Annotated in this window: 18 protein-coding genes; 15 read left to right on the top strand and 3 right to left on the bottom strand. The window is 26.1% G+C overall.

Features of this window, described 5'->3' with window-relative positions; all coding sequences use genetic code 11:
* Nucleotides 1-240 (bottom strand): hypothetical protein (locus AVBRAN12642_RS07460; RefSeq protein ID WP_239803215.1); only part of this gene is annotated, 240 nt, incomplete at its 3' end.
* Between the two features lie 68 nt (nt 241-308).
* Nucleotides 309-881, bottom strand: a complete 573-nt coding sequence (locus AVBRAN12642_RS07455; protein WP_239803214.1) for a hypothetical protein — start codon at nt 879-881, stop codon at nt 309-311.
* Between the two features lie 149 nt (nt 882-1,030).
* Between AVBRAN12642_RS07455 and AVBRAN12642_RS07450 the strand changes: the two genes are divergently transcribed.
* Entirely contained in the window at nt 1,031-1,444 is a 414-nt protein-coding gene (locus tag AVBRAN12642_RS07450) for a hypothetical protein (protein WP_336608169.1), read from the top strand.
* Between the two features lie 100 nt (nt 1,445-1,544).
* On the opposite strand, the gene AVBRAN12642_RS07445 is transcribed toward AVBRAN12642_RS07450, so the two are convergent.
* Nucleotides 1,545-2,714: an AAA family ATPase gene (locus AVBRAN12642_RS07445; protein ID WP_336608168.1), complete on the bottom strand. Its 1,170-nt coding sequence runs from the start codon at nt 2,712-2,714 to the stop codon at nt 1,545-1,547.
* 103 nt (nt 2,715-2,817) lie between these two features.
* Here AVBRAN12642_RS07445 and AVBRAN12642_RS07440 point away from each other — a divergent pair, with 103 nt between their 5' ends.
* The 14 genes from AVBRAN12642_RS07440 to AVBRAN12642_RS07375 all read left to right on the top strand — a co-directional run bounded on the left by AVBRAN12642_RS07440 (nt 2,818) and on the right by AVBRAN12642_RS07375 (nt 16,023).
* On the top strand, nt 2,818-3,084 hold the full coding sequence (locus AVBRAN12642_RS07440) for a TrbC/VirB2 family protein (RefSeq protein ID WP_239803211.1): 267 nt from the start codon (nt 2,818-2,820) through the stop codon (nt 3,082-3,084).
* On the top strand, nt 3,085-5,865 hold the full coding sequence (locus tag AVBRAN12642_RS07435) for a TraG/VirB4 family ATPase (RefSeq protein ID WP_336608167.1): 2,781 nt from the start codon (nt 3,085-3,087) through the stop codon (nt 5,863-5,865). It begins immediately after the preceding gene.
* The gene (locus tag AVBRAN12642_RS07430) at nt 5,846-6,622 is read left to right on the top strand and encodes a type IV secretion system protein (protein ID WP_336608166.1); all 777 of its coding nucleotides are present in this window, start codon (nt 5,846-5,848) and stop codon (nt 6,620-6,622) included. The genes AVBRAN12642_RS07435 and AVBRAN12642_RS07430 overlap by 20 nt, the downstream gene beginning before the upstream one ends.
* Nucleotides 6,622-7,710: a type IV secretion system protein gene (locus AVBRAN12642_RS07425; RefSeq protein WP_336608165.1), complete on the top strand. Its 1,089-nt coding sequence runs from the start codon at nt 6,622-6,624 to the stop codon at nt 7,708-7,710. Before AVBRAN12642_RS07430 ends, AVBRAN12642_RS07425 begins: the two co-directional genes overlap by 1 nt.
* Nucleotides 7,707-7,847, top strand: coding sequence for a hypothetical protein (locus AVBRAN12642_RS07420; protein WP_239803207.1), 141 nt, complete (start codon nt 7,707-7,709; stop codon nt 7,845-7,847). Before AVBRAN12642_RS07425 ends, AVBRAN12642_RS07420 begins: the two co-directional genes overlap by 4 nt.
* Nucleotides 7,831-8,502, top strand: coding sequence for a virB8 family protein (locus AVBRAN12642_RS07415; protein WP_239803206.1), 672 nt, complete (start codon nt 7,831-7,833; stop codon nt 8,500-8,502). Before AVBRAN12642_RS07420 ends, AVBRAN12642_RS07415 begins: the two co-directional genes overlap by 17 nt.
* Before the next feature lies 1 nt (nt 8,503).
* Nucleotides 8,504-9,412, top strand: a complete 909-nt coding sequence (locus AVBRAN12642_RS07410; RefSeq protein WP_239803205.1) for a TrbG/VirB9 family P-type conjugative transfer protein — start codon at nt 8,504-8,506, stop codon at nt 9,410-9,412.
* Complete coding sequence (gene virB10, locus AVBRAN12642_RS07405; protein WP_239803204.1) at nt 9,402-10,679, top strand: type IV secretion system protein VirB10; 1,278 nt, start codon at nt 9,402-9,404, stop codon at nt 10,677-10,679. Before AVBRAN12642_RS07410 ends, virB10 begins: the two co-directional genes overlap by 11 nt.
* Entirely contained in the window at nt 10,669-11,622 is a 954-nt protein-coding gene (locus AVBRAN12642_RS07400; protein ID WP_239803203.1) for an ATPase, T2SS/T4P/T4SS family, read from the top strand. The genes virB10 and AVBRAN12642_RS07400 overlap by 11 nt, the downstream gene beginning before the upstream one ends.
* A complete protein-coding gene (locus AVBRAN12642_RS07395; RefSeq protein ID WP_239803202.1) occupies nt 11,606-13,477 on the top strand; it encodes a type IV secretory system conjugative DNA transfer family protein in 1,872 nt (623 codons plus the stop codon). The genes AVBRAN12642_RS07400 and AVBRAN12642_RS07395 overlap by 17 nt, the downstream gene beginning before the upstream one ends.
* A complete protein-coding gene (locus AVBRAN12642_RS07390; RefSeq protein WP_239803201.1) occupies nt 13,474-13,872 on the top strand; it encodes a cag pathogenicity island Cag12 family protein in 399 nt (132 codons plus the stop codon). Before AVBRAN12642_RS07395 ends, AVBRAN12642_RS07390 begins: the two co-directional genes overlap by 4 nt.
* Before the next feature lie 10 nt (nt 13,873-13,882).
* Complete coding sequence (locus AVBRAN12642_RS07385) at nt 13,883-14,641, top strand: TrbM/KikA/MpfK family conjugal transfer protein (RefSeq protein ID WP_239803200.1); 759 nt, start codon at nt 13,883-13,885, stop codon at nt 14,639-14,641.
* A 1-nt stretch (nt 14,642) separates the two neighbouring features.
* A complete protein-coding gene (locus AVBRAN12642_RS07380) occupies nt 14,643-15,299 on the top strand; it encodes a hypothetical protein (protein ID WP_239803199.1) in 657 nt (218 codons plus the stop codon).
* Nucleotides 15,300-15,369: 70 nt separating this feature from the next.
* Entirely contained in the window at nt 15,370-16,023 is a 654-nt protein-coding gene (locus tag AVBRAN12642_RS07375; RefSeq protein ID WP_239803198.1) for a hypothetical protein, read from the top strand.
* The last annotated feature ends 15 nt before the right edge of the window (nt 16,024-16,038 follow it).

Here is a 16,038-nt window from a genome sequence, read left to right as displayed (position 1 = left end):
GTTTTCAGCCATTTTTTCTCTTAGTAGTTGTCTAAAAAAGCTATTTCTGCTTATATAATTTTCTGCACAATATTGTTCTAAAGCATTAAATTCATCTTCTGTTAATGTAACTGTAAAACCTTTAGTAACTTTTAACTTAGAGTTTTTTTTCTTTCTAGTTTGTTTTTGAGCTTCTTTATATGTATTTACAACATTGTCTTTTAAAATATCATCAATACTTACTTCTAATTTTTTAGTCATTTTTTATCCTTGTCAATATATTTTACTAATTATATTAATTATAGTCAATTAAAATAATTTAAAATAAATTAAAATAATTTATTGTTTTTAATATACTTTAATAGCTCATAATAAGATTTAATGAAATTTTTATAGCTATGCATTGATAGTGTGTTTTCTTTATATAATTCATTAAAGCTTTTTCCATAATTCATAGAATTTAATACTATTTTTGAGTCTTTAAAATAAAAAATTGGTATATTGCAATCTTTAATTTTTTTTAGGTTTTTTATTAAAAAAGCTACTTCTTTGTTGTCTTTAAAGCCAGTAGCGAGTATGATAAAATTTTTATTAAATTCTTTTAGTTCATTATAAGTTTCATAAGTTCTAATTATTGAATTTAAATTTGGATTTGTTGGTATTATTATATAATTTGACTTTTCAACAATATTTAAAATACCTTTTGCTACAAATCCACCAAAATCATATACACAATTATCTATTAGTTTTACTTCTTGAGAGATTTTAGCTTTATTTGGATAGATATGTTCAATACAGCTATTGTCATTTGATTGTAAATACATATTTAAATCTTTTGCTATTGAAAAGGCAAAAGGAGTTTTACCAACACCACCTTTTTTTGATATAACTGAAATTATCATTTTTTATTCCTTTAAATAATATATTTTAGTATATAATATATTAAAATAAATTAAAATAAGCTAAAATAATTTAAAATAGTTTAATTTAAGCTATAATTAATTTATGATTAATATAATTAAACAAATAATTCAAAATAAAGGAAGAAAGTATGAAAAAAATTAATTTAGTGGCTGCAGGTATAGTGTGTTTATTTTCTACTGGTTGTGTTTTGCCAAAATTACCACCTGTTCCTGATGCGTTAAAAGCACCGGAAATAAATAATAATAATAGTAAAAGTGATATTACAAAAAGACCTATGATTTTAATGGAGTATCCTGATGGAAGAATAGAAACTCAAGGTAATATGAATTATGGTAAAAAGTGTGTATTAGAAAAAGATAGTAGAAGTGGTAGAATTACAAAAACAGGTATTGTTATTCGTGATAGATGTGTTCCTGACTATTGTAAAAAGTGGTATGATGATGTAGATCTTCAGCCTAAAAATGAAAAAGAAGATGAAGAATTAAGATTTTGTGAAATCAAAGTTAAATCTGCTAATTTTGGCTATAAACTAATCAAATAATTGCATACCTAGCTTTTAGCTAGGTGTTTTGTTTTTAGATTATACTTCATTTTTTTGTTTATACAATTATTAGTGTTTATTGCCTTACTTATATTATCAATCACTTCACAATACCATCTATTGTATTGGCATTATCGTTTTTGATAAGTTTATAAATGCTTTTATTGTTTTCCTTGATTTTTTCTTTAGCCCATAAAACACCACAATAATTATTTAAAATATTTGCAATTTTACTTTTATCTTTAACTATGCCTTCACCTATTAAATAATTTTTAATTTGTGTATAATTAGCTTCTTTATTGTTTGATAAAAATTCTATTATTTCATCTACTATTTTGGTATCGTTTTTATTCTCACTTGCCCATAATAAATCAACTTCTATCAATCTATGCTTATCTAAATCAAATTGAAAAGCCTTGTTTTTTAAATCACCATTTCTTGCTTTTATAGTTTTAAATATAAAAGTTTGTTTATCTGGGTTATTTTCAAGAATAAAAGCATTTGTTGTATCTTCTAAAAATGCAGATGAACCTGCGTAATTTTCTCCTAAATCTTTTTGTGGTTTATTTGTATGGTGTAAAAATATAACAGTAGCTCCAGCATCTCTTAAAGCTTTTACTAATCTCATAAATTCACTTACATCTTTGTTTTTATCTCTATCGCCTAGAATAAAGTTTTTTATGCTATCTAAGATAAACAATGTATTTGTTAAATCTACATTTTTAAATTTGTTAAGGAATATATTTGCTTCTTCTGCTGAATAATTGCTAGATGAAAACATATTAAATCTACTTCCAAATTCGTTTCTTATTTTATAGATTTTCCTATTTGTCAATGTAGCTATTGAATTATCTAAATCAAAATATACAACTTTATGTTCTATTGATTGTTTTAAAAAACTAGTGCAAATTCCTAAAGCAGTTAAAGATTTACCACCACTAGGTTTTGAAGCTATCATTGTGATTTCGTTTTTAACAATCAAATTATTTATAATGTATTCAATTTTTGACTTGTCACTATCTAATGTTTCATAGTTAAAAATATTCATATTAATTATGCTTTCAAAATTTTCACTGTTTATTTCAGAGTTTTCTAAAGCTTGTATTTTTTGCAATAAAAAATCTATTGTATGTTGAATATATTCTTTTTCTTTATCAAGCTTTATTTTTGATAATAAAGTTTTTAAGTTATCTACTTCTTTTTGAAATTCTGCTATTTCTTTATATTTGTTTTGTATAGCTTTTGCTATTTGATTTTCATTTGTCTTCATACTTCAGCCCTTTATTTTTAAATAGTAGCAATTTCAGGTTAATAAAAAATTAATTTATCATATTATATAATAAGATAAAAATTAAAAAATAAAAGGATTTTTTATGAAAAATAATAAGATTTTATTATTATTACTAACACCAAATCTTGTTTTAGCTGCTGGTGGTTTGTCAAAAGTAAATAACTTATTTGACACAGTTTTAGGTTGGATTTTAGCAGTTGCTTTCACAATATCAACAATTGCATTAGTGTATTCTGGAATTAAAGTTATGTGGGGCGGACATCCGTTTCAAGAATATTCAAGAGTAATTGTTGGTTCTATTGTTATAGCTTCTTCAAGTGCAATTATTGGTGCTATTTACGCTTTTTAAATGAATACAGATTTATTTTTTAAAGCACTAAGCAGACCTGCTATGCTTTTTGGCGTTCCTATGATGCCTTTATTATCTGTTATGATGTTTATATTGTTTTCTGCAATATATATCAATCTATTTTTCTTTTTTTTAGCTATACCTATATTTTTTATAATGCGTTTTATGGCTAAAAAAGATGATATGATTTTTAGGCTTTTATTTTTAAAATTAAAATTTTTTACAAATCCTGCACAAAAAAAATTTTATAAAACCAAAGCATATGTAACTTCAAGTTATACACATAATAAAACTTATAATAATCTAACAAAATTAAGTATTAGTGCATTACATAGTCTTGCAAATATTTCATCGCACATTCCATTTCAAACTCTCATAAATAATCATATTATAACTACTAAAGAATGTGAATATGTAGCAACATTTGTTATTGATGGTGTTGATTTTGAAGTAGAAAATAGTGTGGATTTAGAAGTTAATAAAAATAAATTAAATATGTTAATAAAATCATATTCTTCTGAAAACATATCTTTTTATTTTCATAATTGCAGAATTGAATTAAACGATTATTTAAATAGTCTTTTTAAAAATAATTTTTTAAAAGATTTTAATGATAGGTATTATTCAAATTTTAACCAATTGAAAGAAAACAAGCTAGTATTATCAGTCATATATTCACCATTAAATAAACTTGCCAGTTCAAAATTTAAAAAATTGAGCGTAGAAACAAAAATTCAAGAGATTAGGCAACATGTTAAAAATTTTGAAGAATTGCTTTTGGGGATTGAAGGTAATTTAAAGGATTTTGGAGTTGCAAGACTTGGTAAATACATTGAAAATAATATAGTTTATTCATCTCAACTTGAATTTTATAACTTTTTACTTTCAGGAATATTTTCAAAAGTGCGTGTAAATGATACAGTGTTATGTGATTATTTGCAAGGTAATATGAGCGCAATTTTATTTGGACATAATATTGCACAAATTGATTTAAACAATGGTAAAAAAAGATTTTTAAAAGCAATTGAAATTAAAGAATATCCAAATTATAGCTATATTGGTATGCTAGATCATCTTATGTATTTAAATATAAATTATGTTATTACACAAAGTTTTACTCCTATGAAGAAAGTAGATGCAAAAGAAGCAATCGGTTTGCAAAAAAAGAGATTAATCAGTGCAGAAGATGATGCTATATCGCAAATAATAGATATTGATCAAGCATTAGATGATTTAACTTCTGGTGAAATTTCTTTCGGAAATTATCATTTTTCATTAATTGTATATGCTGATAGTATAAAAGAAGTAGAAGAAAATACAAATATAATAATATCAAAACTTGCAGATGAAGGCTTTTTGACTACTATTGCTAATATTGCTTTACCTGCAACTTATTTTGCTCAAATACCTGCAAATTATCAAATTAGACCACGACTTCATAAAATTTCAAGTAAAAATTATGCTTCATTGATTGCTTTGCATAATTTTGGTAAAGGTAAAAAAGATAAAAATTGTTGGGGTCAAGCAGTATCTATTTTAAGAACCCCTAATGGATCTCCATATTATTTTAATTTTCATGAAACAAGATTTAATCATGATGATTTTGGTGAATTATTATTAGCAAATACTATGATTTTAGGTAAATCAGGTGGTGGTAAAACAGCACTAATGAATTTTTTACTAAATCAACTTGCAAAATATTCTGATCCTTCAACTTTTCCAGTATCAATTCCAGAAGATAAGAAAAAAGCTACTTTCTTTTATCTTGACAAGGATAAAGGGGCGATAGGCAATATTATTGCCCAAAATGGAACTTACATTACTATTGATGGTGGAAATCCAACAGGCTTTAATCCTTTTATGTGTGATAACACACCAGAAAATATAAGAAATTTACAAATTCTTATGAAATTATTAGTTACTAGAAATGATGAGAAAATATCCGTAAAAGAAGAAGAAGATTTAAATTTTGCAGTTATTTCAATAATGAATAATTTTAATAAAGAAGAAAGAAAATATGGAATCACATTAATGCTAGAGCATTTAACTGAAGGAACAAATGAGATTAACTCAATTAGAAGTAGATTGGCACAATGGAGTAAAAATAAGCAGTTTGGTTGGGTGTTTGATAACGAAAATGACAATTTTTCTTTTAAAGATGATTGCAATTTATTTGGTATAGATGGAACTGATTTATTAAGTGATAATGACATTAATGGTCCTGTATCATTTTATATTCTATGGAGAATATTTGAAAAGTGCGATGGTAGAAGATTTGCATTATTTGTTGATGAAGCTTGGGATTGGATTAGAAATCCAGTAGTTGCAAAAGAAATACACAATAAAGAAAAAACAATAAGAAAGTTAAATGGATTTTTGGTGCTTGGAACTCAAAGTGTTGAAGATTTTGCCAAATCACCTATTGCAAGTGCAATAATAGAGCAAAGTGCAACTATATTATTACTGTCAAATCCACAAGCAAAAGAAGATGATTATTGTAAAGTTTTAAATCTTTCTAAAGAAGAGTATGAATTTGCAAAAAATACAATTCCTTCAATGTATCAAGTATTAATCAAAAAAGCAGAAGAAAGAGCTATTGTAAGTCTTGATCTTAGTTCTATCGGTAAAACATATTTAAAAATTATTTCTACAGGCAAAGCTTATGTTGAAAAACTTGAAAAAATAAATAAATTAGAAGTAGATTATAAAACAAAATTTCAAAAGATTTTAGAACTTTATAATGAAAGTATTGGAGATTGTAATGAAAAAAACATTGTTTAAATCATTAGTTGTTTTGTTATGCTTTACAAATAATGCTGTTGCCAGTGGAATACCAACAATTGATGTTGCTGCAATTGCACAAAATATTAAATCATATATAGATGATTTGAAGGAATATGCAGTGGAAGCTAATCGTTGGGCAACTACATTGATGCAGTATAGACAAGTAGTTGAACACTATGCACAAGAATTAAAAAATACTACTGGTATTAGTGATATTGTATCAGCAATAAATAGTGCTGAAGGTTTATATGAAGAAACTATAAAATTCAAAAGCAACTCATTGCAATTGCACTCTATGGTTAAAGAAGATTTAACAAGCGAAGGTTTAAAACAGCGTGGTAAAGAGTTATCTACAAAATTTTTATTAAGCGATTATTGCAGTAGCTATGAATCTAAAAACAAACAAGCAATTTGCTATAGAGAAGTTGCCACAACTTTTCAAAATGAAGAAGAGCTGAAAGAAATAAGTGAAAAGTTTGATGCAACATTATTAGAAATTCAAAATTTAGCAATAAAAGCAGTAAAAGCTACAACAATGAAAGAATCAGCTGATGCTCAAACTGCACTGCAAATAGCTCAATCAAAATTACAAACACAAGAACAACAATTAAAAATATTAAACGAAAAGCATATTAGAGCAATGCAAATTAATGAGCAGTTAAAAGAAGATGAGCGAGTAAATTATAATAACAATCAGTATAGAAATTTAAAACTAGCAAGAAAATTTAAACTTGATGATGTAAGGTTTGAATAATGATTGTTTATAAGCCAGATACAGGTGCTTTTATTTATGTTGGAGAGCTTGTATCAAATATTTTTGAGATTGATTCAAGTTCTAGTCCTTTTTATACTGCTTCTTCTATTATTCAAGGTTTTGTAATTACACTGCAATATACTGCTATTACTTATTTAACTATATGGCTAATATATGAGTTTTTACAATTTTCAATGTCTATAAAACAACAAAGTTTCGCAACTTTATTGTGGGATTTTATGATGAAGATTATAGTGATATTTTTGTTTATGAATTACGGTAATTTCATCGGTTTATTTAAATCAGCAATAAATGATGTAATGAACTATGCCGGTAATTTTGCCTTTAGTGGTAGTAATTGGACTGCTTGGGAAAAAGTTCAAGCTTATATGGATTCTATAGTAAAACTTGTTGCAAAGATGATAGATGATGCATCGTGGTGGTCTGGTGAAAAAATTGTAGCTGGGCTATCTGGGCTTTTTGGTTTAGCTGGTGGTCTTATTGGTTCTTTATCTTTAGCTTCTGCATTAAGTATAGTTCAAATCACTAATTCTATTTTAATAATGATAGCCCCATTAATGTTTGCATTTTTATTGCTTAAATCAACCAAACAAGTATTTTCACAATATATATCATTGTTAATAAGTAATTTTTTAGCACTTTTATTTATAAATATTTTTGCAAGCGTTATTATTCAGTTTGTTATGTCTTTAACAAATGATGAAATTTATGGAAAAAATCCTAATATTATTTTAGTGGTTATTTCTTGTATAGTTTCAGGTGTAATTTTACGCACCGGAACAACATTAACTCTTCAATTAGCACAACAATTATCATCTGTTAGCCTAGATAGTGCTGTAAAGTCAGCCCAAACTTCAACTAGTGTAGGCTCTTTAGTAACTGCTGGTGCAACTGCTAAATTAGGTTATATGAGTAGATTATTACCTAGTGGAATAGTAAATCAAGGTAAAAAAGAATTTGGAGCAGTTAAAAACGGATACCAAAGGGCTAAAAATGCTTATAGCAAAACCAAACATGGAATTAATTCAATTAGAAACAATACTGCGAAATGGAGAAATAGCAAATGAAGTATTTGCCAACAATACTATTAATATTAATCTTAAATGCTTGTTCTATAAATAATAAAAATTTTGACAAATTATTTGATGGAACTAATTGGGAAGCTGTAAATAAAACGGAGAGTAATAATGAAAAAAACAAATGATGAAAATATTGCTTTAAGCTATGAAGCAAGTCTTAGATATTTGCTAGATGTATCAAATAAAAGAGCTTGGACTATATCATTTATATCAATAATTATTGCAATCATTAGTGTAGTTGCAGTGTGTTTATTAACACCATTAAAAACAGTTGAGCCTTATGTAATAAAAGTTGATAATAAAACGGGTGAAACAAGTGTTATTACAATATTAAATGAAGAAAATTTTACTAGTAGTGAAGCTTTAGATAAGTTTTTTATTGGTGATTATGTTAAAACACGAGAAAGCTATTATTACAATATACTTGAAAAAGATTATTTAAAAACTCAATTATATTCATCTGATGAAGTTAAGAAAGAATATATAAGGTTATTTGAAGGTTCTGATTCTATATTAGAAAAATTAAAAAATTCTTATGAAATAAATGTAAAAATAAAATCAATCGTTTTAGGTGAAAGTGCTGGTATTAAATTAGCTACAGTTAGGTTTAAAACAATAACAAAAGATTTAAGAAGTGGTGTAGAACAAGAGAGTAATAAAATCGCCACTATTACATACGATTATTTAACAAATACAAGATTAGATGAAGCTACAAGACTTGAAAACCCACTTAGCTTTCAAGTGTTAAATTATAGATTAGATTACGAAATAGGACAATGATATGAAAAAAGTTATATTATTAATTACAGTTTTTACGATTTATGGTTTTTGTGTAAATATTCCTAAACCTACAAAAGAAGATAAAAGAATTCAAGTTGCAGAGTTTAATGCTAATGAAGTATATGAAATAAAAGCTAAAAATGGCTATATTTCAATGCTTAAATTTGCTCATGATGAAAGAATTATAAATATAGTTTGCGGTTTTTTGGAAGGCTGGTCTATTAAATCAGATACTAATTTTATATTTATAAAACCACAAGCATATATTGCAAAAGCACAAGAGCAAACTATGGTAGATAGCAATGGTAATTTAGTATCGTTTTCTGACAATCAAGATGTAGTAATTCAACCAAACGCAAAAGATTGGAAAACAAATCTAATAATTACTACAAATAAAAGAATTTATACATTTGATTTACTTCTAACTGCAAAATTAGATTCTTCTTATAGAGTTGATTTTAAATACACTGATGATATTGCAAAAGTAAATCAATTAATTGCTAATAAAACTAAACTTGAAAACGAAGAAAAAGAAATTGAGCAAGAATTAAACAATATCAATGTTCCTAAAAATTATCATTTTGTTCAACATGTTAATAAAAATAGCGAAGATATAAGCGTTGATTATGCGTATGATGATGGTGTTTTTACATATTTAGCTTTTAATACAAATAAAACAATACCATCTGTATTTGAATATGATAAACAAAATAAAGAGAGCATATTAAATACTCATATTACTAAAGATAATGATTATACAGTTTTAGTGATTCATAAAATTCCAAAACAAATTTTGCTTCGTTCAGGTGATAAATTAGTTGGTATTAAAAATTTAGGTGCTGGTAAAAATTTATATCCATTAAAAAATACTAAATCTGATAAAGTTGAAAGGGTAATAAATGAGCAATAACGAACAAAATAGAAGTAAAATTAATGAAATAAATCAAGAACAAGAAAAAATAAATAATAATTTAGAATTAGATGTAGATACTAATTCTAAAATAAAACTACAAGCTACTGCAGTTATTTGTTTATGCGTTGTAATTGCTATATTGGTTTTTTATCAATTTGTAAAAACAGACAAGACAAAAGAAGAACCAATTAAGCAAAATACAGAAACTATTATAAGTGCAAAAAATCGTAGTTTTGAAATAAAGAATAATACACAAATTCAAGATGAGTTGGAAGTAAAAAAAGATTTAGAAGCTTTATTTGGATTAAAAGAACAAAATACTACTTTAGAACCAGCTATTATACTGAATACAAATGAAAACAATAAGCTAGTTAATAAACCTAGGGTTTTAAAATCTAGTGCAAATTTTAGTGTTAATAACTCATCTCAAAACACAAATAAAAGTCAATTAGAATTACTTGATGAAAATATAGCACAAGCACAAAATTTAAATAATTATTACAATGATAAAATAGCAGAAGAAACAAACAGGCTTAACTTATTAATGAGTAACCCAGAATCTTTTAACAATAATTCTAATAATTTAGATTTTAATAACTCATCACAAAACTATTCAAATAATAGCTCGTATCAAATAAATATGGCGAGAATAAATAATATTAATCCACATTTTTTATTATCAAAAGGTAGTTTTATTCATTGTTCTTTAAACACAAGAATTGTTTCTATGTTAGCAGGTAATGTTAGTTGCACTATTAGTAATGATGTATATAGTGCAGATGGCACTGTTTTGTTGATTGATCGTGGTTCAACCATGTTTGGTTCTTTTAAAAGTGGTGAAATTAGTGATGGTGTAAATAGATTGTTTGTTGTTTGGGAAGAAATAAGAACTCCTAATAATTTAATTATTCCTATAAACTCACCTGCAACAGATGGACTTGGTGCAAGTGGTATGAGTGGCTATGTAGATCATCAATATTTAAAACGATTTGGCTCTGCTATATTTTTAAGCATAATTGATGATGCAGTTAATGTAGCTATTAATGGTAAAAGGGGTAAAGATAATGTTGATTATACTGAAAATACAAGAGAAAATGCACGAGAATTAGCAAATACTGCACTGCAAGAATTTATAAAAATAAAGCCTGTTTTATATAAAAATCAAGGCGAAATAGTAAGCGTATATGTAAATAAAGATGTTGATTTTTCTAAAGTTTATAAGCTAAAAATGAAGACTAAAATAGGGCAAGGCTATGAGCGATAATACTTCTTTAAATAAATATGCGGAAATGCTTTTTGGTAAATTTTTGAAAGATGATTCAATAAATGAAGTTTGCTATCAAGGTGGCAATTTAATTTGGTGTGAAGATATTCAAGGAAAATGGACTGCTTATGAAAACGATATTAATGAACAAAAAGCCTTATCTTTTGCTAAAGCTAGTGCTAGTTTTAAAAAAGATGAAATAGATAAAAATAAACCTATATTATCTTGCATTTTACCTACTGGTGAGCGTATTCAGATAGTAATTTCACCTGCTACAAAAGATAAAATTGTATCAATTACTATTAGAAAGCCTAGTAAAGTTAGATATACAATCAATGATTACATAGAAAGGGGTGCAATAACTAAAGAATTTGCAAATAATTTAGGTGAAGCTATCAAAAATGGTAAAAATGTCGTTATTTGTGGTGAAACAGGTAGTGGAAAAACTACCTTCATGAAAACCTTAATTGATTTTATCCCATTAGATGATCGTATTATTACTATTGAAGATGTAGAAGAAATTAAATTTTATGACCATAAAAATTATGTGCAACTATTTTATCCTAGTGAAGCAAAAATAACCGATGCAGTAAATTCTGCTACTTTATTAAAAAGTTGTTTAAGAATGAAGCCTGATAGAATTTTGTTAGCTGAAGTTAGGGGTGGGGAAACTTATGATTTTTTAAATGTAATCTCAAGTGGGCATAACGGCTCTATGACAAGTTGCCACGCTGGAAGTGTTGGTGGTTGTATTGACAGGCTTGTAATGATGTCTATGCAAAATGATATGGCAAGGGCATTAGGAAAAGATATGTTAATAGATGTTGTAAAAAAAGCCATAGATATAATCATAGTTTTTAAAAATATAAATGGTAAAAGACAAATACTTGAGTATTTGTATGATGGTAAAATACATAAGGTTTATAATGAAAAAGCTAACTAAATCACAAATTATAGCTTTAGTATTTTTATTTATTTTGATTGATTATGCACTAACTATAATTTTTTGTTTGTATTTTAATGGGCTTTTAAAAAAAATATATTTGATTAAAATTGGATTTGTATTTAGTGCTATTATTAATAACTATCCTTATATTTACAAATCTTTAGGTTTTGCAACTTTGATAAGTTCTTTGATATGTTTAATTATTCCTTTAATACCACGACAGCAATCTTTACATGGTGATGCAAGATTTGCCACTAAAAGAGAAATTAAAAAAATGGGGTTATTTGGCAAAAAAGGTATTATCGTTGGTAAATATCAAGGCAAATTGTTAAAATTTGGTGGTCAGCAATTTGTTGCCCTTGGTGCTCCAACTCGTAGTGGTAAAGGTGTTGGTATTGTTATTCCTAATTTACTTGAATGGAAAGAAAGTGCAGTAGTTCAAGACATTAAACAAGAATGCTTTGATTATACTTCAAAATATAGAAAAGAAAAATTGGGCAATGAAGTATATTTATTTAATCCATTTGATAGAAGAACACATAGATATAACCCACTAGCATACATAAATATGAATGGCACAAATGTTGATGCAGAATTAACTGATTTTGCAAATATTTTATATCCAGTAGTAGGAGATCCAACAACACAATTTTTTAATCAATTAGCACAAAATTTATTTATAGGACTGTGTTATTTAACTCACGACTTATTAAGTTCTGAAATGGGACTAGCATTTATTAGAAATTATAAACTAGATGTTTCTTTTACGCTTTATGGGATATTATCTATCAGCGAAGGTTTTAATTTTACTGTTGAAAGTAGTGAAGATGAAGAAGAAAGTATAAAACAAGAAATTAAAGGTTTTGAAAATACTTATAATTGGTTGTGTGAGCTAGGAATTGCAAGCCCTAAAGCACAAGAGCGTATAAAATCTTATTTGGCAATAGCTTCTGATAATACTAGAAGTGGAGTGATGAGTTCTTTTAATGCTCCATTAATGATCTTTAGAGCAGATAATATGCGACTTGCAACTAGTGCTAACGATTTTGATTTTAGAGATTTAAGAAAGAAAAAAATGACAATATATGTTGGCATTACTCCTGATCAATTAGATAATGCAAAACTCATTTTAAATATATTTTGGCAACAGTTAATACTATTAAATACAAAAGAGTTACCACAACAAAATCCAGAGCTACAACATACAGTATTGTGTTTGATGGATGAATTTACTTCAAGTGGTTATTTATCAAAATACTTAACAGGAGTTGCATTTATGGCAGGTTTTGGATTTAGAAGTTTAATGATATACCAGTCAGATTCACAACTTGAAATGCCAATTCCTAATGGGTATGGCAAAGAAGGTGCAAAAACTTTATTAACAAATCATGCATGTCAAATATATTATGCACCTAGAGAGCAAGAAGATGCTGAAAGAATTTCAAAAATTTTAGGAAATATGACAGTAATCAACAAATCAACAAATTATCAAAACGCATTAAGTTTAAATGTAGGTGGTAGTGAAAGCAAAACAGTAAGGGCACTAATGCTTCCACAAGAACTTCGTGAAATGCCATTTGAAAAAGAACTTGTAACAATAGATGCAGGAAAACCTATTTTATGTGATAAGGCATTTTATTATAGTGATAATTATTTTATGGACAAATTTAAATCTATTTCAAAATCTCTAGCAAAAATAAAAGATTTGCCAACTAAAAAAGAGTTGGAAACTGTAATCCAAAATGGAGAAACAAGAATAAATATACCTTATCAAAATTTTGAAATTATGAAACAAGAAAATGAAAAACTTTTAGAAGAAAATTTATTAAAACTAACAAAGGAAGCAGCATGAAATTAAAATTATTTTTATTTATTTTAGTAGGATTATTTATTACAAACTGTGCAAAAAGTTCAGTAAAAATTGATAGTCCAAAATATGATCTTGTAAAACAACAAGTAGTAGAAAATACGACTTTTAATGTTATCAAAGATCCTAGTCTAAACTACTCGTGGGTTACTAATTACTTATTTTATTTTAAAGAAAATATTTTAGTTGAAAATAATAAGAAGGTAAGCTTTTTTTACTATGCACATAATAGTGATCAAATATATATATTTGCAAGAAAAGAACTTGCTGAAAAATATGCTTTTTATTTAAAACATAATGGAATAACAGCAAATATAGTTATATATGACTTTATAGCAAATGAACCTAATTTGGTAAATATTATTTTTGAACATAAATAAGGAGATTGATATGCAAAGTTCTATTAAATTTATAGTTATATTGTTTTTTAGTATTAGTAGCCTATATGCCGATCAATTTACTGGCGATAAAAGAACTGCTTGTGAAGTTATATTATGTATGTCAAGTGGTAAAAAACCTTCAGAATGCAATGCACCTATAAGAAAATTTTTTTCAATTAGAGCTAAGAAGCCTTGGAAGACTTTTGAATTAAGAAGAGATTTTTTAAAACTATGTCCAACGAGCAATGGGAATGAAGTTGATGATGATTTAATTATGGCTGATTTAAAAGAATCAATTTTGAATGTTCCACATGAATGCACAGCAGAAATATTAAATAAGCAATATGAATATACTATAGGACAAGGGTATTATCCAGAAAAAAATTGCAAAGTTAGTAATAAAGATAAATTAATTAGAATTACACATAAGCTACCACCACAATGTATAAAGCTAATTAACAATGCATATACAGATTTAAAAATGCCTAAAAATATATGTGATGGCAAATATTATACTATTAATGATTTTAATCGTGGACACTATGAAACCATTATTAATAGGAGTGATGATTTTCAGAATATTTATAAGTTAAATAAATTTTCACAACCTTCTAATTTATGGTTAAATTTATACAGACAAGACCAATATCAAGTTAGCAAATATCGTTGTAGTTATATAGTAGAAAGTGTTGAAAATTTTGATAAAACATATTACTACGATGTATATACGCAAAAGCATAAAATCAATAAAGAATGTTGGGTGTATTAAAATGAGCAATCAAGATAATATAATTGATTTAGTTGCAGAAGGTCTAATAGAATATCATGATGGTGATGAAAAAGATATATTAAATTATTCAAAACTCATAGATAGTCAAAATAAGCTTAAGAGTAAAATTTTAAGCTTAATAGATACAGCTAGAAGTTACAATAATTTAAGTGAAGTTGAAAAGAGTTTGTTTTATGAACTAGAAAGTAATTTTAATACTTTTTTTAATACTTGGGTAAATTTTTGTATTTTATTTAAAAAAGCACCTACGCAAGATGAGTTGATAGCTCAAAATAATATTTTAACAACCAAAAAAATAATAAATGATTTTAATCAAATTCATTCTCATTTTAAAGATTTGCAAATAGAAGAAAAATCTAAAATATTTAATACCAATTTTTCTAATTTTATAAATAATCAAGAAGCTAAACTAGAAACAACGGCACAAGAATTTGATGAGTTTTTAAAGAATTTTATAACAAGACAAGAAAACTATTTAAACAAATTTGAAAATCAAGTTAAAGAATTAAATCAAAATTATGCCAAAAGCATAAATTCAATGATGAAGAAAGCAAAAATGACTTTTAATATTTTGCTTGGTTTAAATTTTATTTTAGCTTTTATTTTAGGTGGAGTAATTTTTAAATTGCTTGCTTAAAAATACGCAAAATTATACATAAAATTATATGTATATATAATTTTATTTATTATTTTACAAAGGAGAAAATATGAATGTTTTTGTAACAAGTGGTAAAGTAGGAGATGATAAAACCATCATCGGTTTTGGTTCATTGCAAGAATATGAAGGGCAAAAGCCTAATGCAAGAGATGTTTTTAATAAGATTAATTCTATTGATGCTTTTTTAAAGTCAGTTGATGCTGATAAAATTCCATTGAATTTAAAAGTAGGAAATAAAGAAACTGGCGAAACCTATATGAAAGCTGATGCATATTATCAAAAAGGTATTAGTAAAGATGGTAAAGCATATGCGTTTAATAAAATAGCAATAGAAATTCAACCTGAAAAACGCAATGAAGCAGGAGAATTAATGCAAAATGCTGAAAAATTATACGCAACTAAAACTAAAGAAGGATATGCATTTGATAAGACAAATGATGATGCAATAATTGACAAATTTAATTCACTAATTAAAGATGGTGTTGATTTTACATTAAGTGCTACAAAAAACACAACTCTTGAAAAATATCCAAATTTAATGCAAGTTGTAAATAAAATTGATAAATCAGCAAATATAGAGATTGATTTTGTTCAATCGCAAGGTGCAGTAATTAAATCTATTCAAAGTCCAGCAGGTAATAAACTAGAAAGTGGAACAGAGCAAATTATGAATTATGCTAAAGATAAAAGTATGGATAGATAAATAATATGTGGGCTA

Origin of the sequence: Campylobacter sp. RM12642, assembly GCF_020137635.1 — a bacterium.
Classification (GTDB): Bacteria; Campylobacterota; Campylobacteria; order Campylobacterales; family Campylobacteraceae; genus Campylobacter_E.
The sequence above is the reverse complement of the archived record's forward strand: the minus strand, read 5'-3'. Positions and strand labels throughout refer to the sequence as shown.